Genomic DNA, 2,112 nt, shown 5'->3' on the forward strand with positions numbered 1-2,112 from the left:
TTAAATTAAACGTTCCTGAAAGAAGTGGCTTCTCTTTTTTTGCAACCCATAACCATGTAAGCATCATTATTAGCATGGCAACAGCCATCACTATAATTAAGCTTGCGTCCCATTGGTTTCCATAGGTAAGAAAGTTAATCACTTTAGCAGGGTTTGTCATCCCGCTAATAATAAGTCCTAAGCCAAATATAAAGCCTATAACAACCATCATAATTGCTTTCATTATTTATCCTACAAGGTTTGCTGTAATGAAGGCGACAAGCATAAATGTGCATGTTGCAACCCAAGAGCGAGTAGAAAAGCGCGACATGCCGCACACGCCATGGCCACTTGTGCACCCGTTAGCTAAAGTTGTACCCGCGCCAACTAAAAGCCCCGCAACAACAATAAGCCAAGGCGGTAATTGCAATTCGCCTTCTAATAAAGAAGGGGCAAATACTCTTACTGCTATACCTGCCAACAACAACCCTAAAATAAAGTATAACTGCCAACGAGAGTCTGAATTTGCTTTAGCAAATACAGACTTAACAATGCCTGATATGCCCGCAATTTTTCCGTATAAAACCAGTAATAACGTACACGCTATACCTATTAATGCACCGCCTATTGCAGCCGATACTGGGGTGAATTCTGTTATCATTTTTAAATTTCCCAAACAATAGAAACGCCTAAACCGGTTTGTTTCATTTCGATTGATAATTGTTGATTAGGCGCTAAGTAGTTAGCACCCGTTACTTTTTTTGCTGGCGAATAAAATCACCGCTTTTAAAAATTACATAGATTCAAGCGTTTTACCACGTGTTTCTTTTATGTATTTAACAACAAAAAATATGCTTATAAGTGCCGATAACGCGTAAAAGCCATAAGCACCGGCAAGGCCAATGTTAGCAAGCATAATAGGGAAGGTCATGGTAATTGCAAAGTTAGCAATCCACTGCGCACTGGCAGCAACGGCAAGGGCAGCACCACGAATACGGTTATTAAACATTTCGCCCAATAATACCCATACAATTGGGCCCCAACTTAAGCCAAAAAATACCACAAATAAGTTAGCCATAATAAGCGCAAACGTACCCATGTTATCGCTAAGGGCAAGTTTGCCTGCTTCATCAAGGCCTGCACTGCCAAATATATAAGTAAGCGCGCTTAAGCTGATAAACATACCAATACTGCCTACTAATAGCAGTGGTTTACGGCCAATTTTGTCAACTAGGGCAATGGCAATAAAGGTCGATACAATATTAGTGGTGCCCGCTAATACATTTATAAATAACGATTGCGACTCATCAAACCCAGCGGCTTGCCAAAGCTCAGAGCCGTAATAAAACACCACATTAATACCCACAAATTGCTGAAATACACTCAGTGCCACACCCACCCAAACAATTGGGTGTACTTTTTTACTGCCATCAATAAATAAATCGCGAATACTTGGCTTTGTATCACTATGTAAGGAGCGTTTAACATCGCTTATTTGCGCATCAACATTGTCGTTCGATATTTTACTAAATACCGCTTTTGCATCGGCTACTTTACCTTGCGCCACTAAATAACGAGGCGACTCAGGAATAAACAATACACCGACTAAAAACAACACTGCAGGCACAAGCTCAGCCCAAAACATCCAGCGCCAAGCGGCTGTATCAAGCATTAAAATATTTTGTGCACTACCAGCTGCATCAGCAATTAAATAGTTACTTAAAAACGCCGCAAATAAACCCAGTACAATAGCGAGTTGTTGTAGTGTAGCTAAACGACCACGAAGTGCTGGTGGCGCAACCTCTGCAATATAAGCTGGCGCTAATACCGATGCAGCACCAATACCTAAGCCACCAAATAAACGGTAAAAAATAAACTCCGCAGAGCTTTCGCTAATGCCTGAGCCAAATGCACTAATGGCAAAAATAATCGCGGTGATGATCATAATTGCACGGCGGCCAAATTTATCAGCCAGCGGCCCCGCAGCAAGTGCACCTAGGGCACAGCCAAGTAACACAGACGCTACGTTAAAGCCCGTAGCCACACTGCTAGAATTAAACGCATTACCGAGTGCCGACACCGTGCCGTTAATCACGCCCGAGTCAAAACCAAATAAAAAACCACCAATAGCAG

At 42.0% G+C, this 2,112-nt stretch carries 3 protein-coding genes; all 3 read right to left on the minus strand.

Annotated features, from left to right (window positions below):
• The coding region (locus tag L655_RS0100425) for a DUF6691 family protein (protein ID WP_024603722.1) at window positions 1-223 on the minus strand (223 nt) is incomplete at its 3' end.
• A gap of 3 nt (window positions 224-226) precedes the next feature.
• Window positions 227-640 (minus strand): YeeE/YedE thiosulfate transporter family protein, encoded by a 414-nt coding sequence (locus L655_RS1000000126385; protein ID WP_076915284.1) that lies wholly within the window; start codon window positions 638-640, stop codon window positions 227-229.
• A gap of 132 nt (window positions 641-772) precedes the next feature.
• A partial coding sequence (locus tag L655_RS0100435) for a sugar porter family MFS transporter (RefSeq protein ID WP_024603724.1) occupies window positions 773-2,112 on the minus strand: 1,340 nt, incomplete at its 5' end.

The organism is Pseudoalteromonas sp. TAE79 (genome assembly GCF_000498015.1).
In the GTDB taxonomy this organism is placed as follows: Bacteria; Pseudomonadota; Gammaproteobacteria; order Enterobacterales; family Alteromonadaceae; genus Pseudoalteromonas.

What these genes read in the sequence shown, in the direction of transcription:
- L655_RS1000000126385 (WP_076915284.1), bottom strand. Translation starts at nt 640, where the DNA reads ATGATAACAGAATTCACCCCAGTATCGGCTGCAATAGGCGGTGCATTA.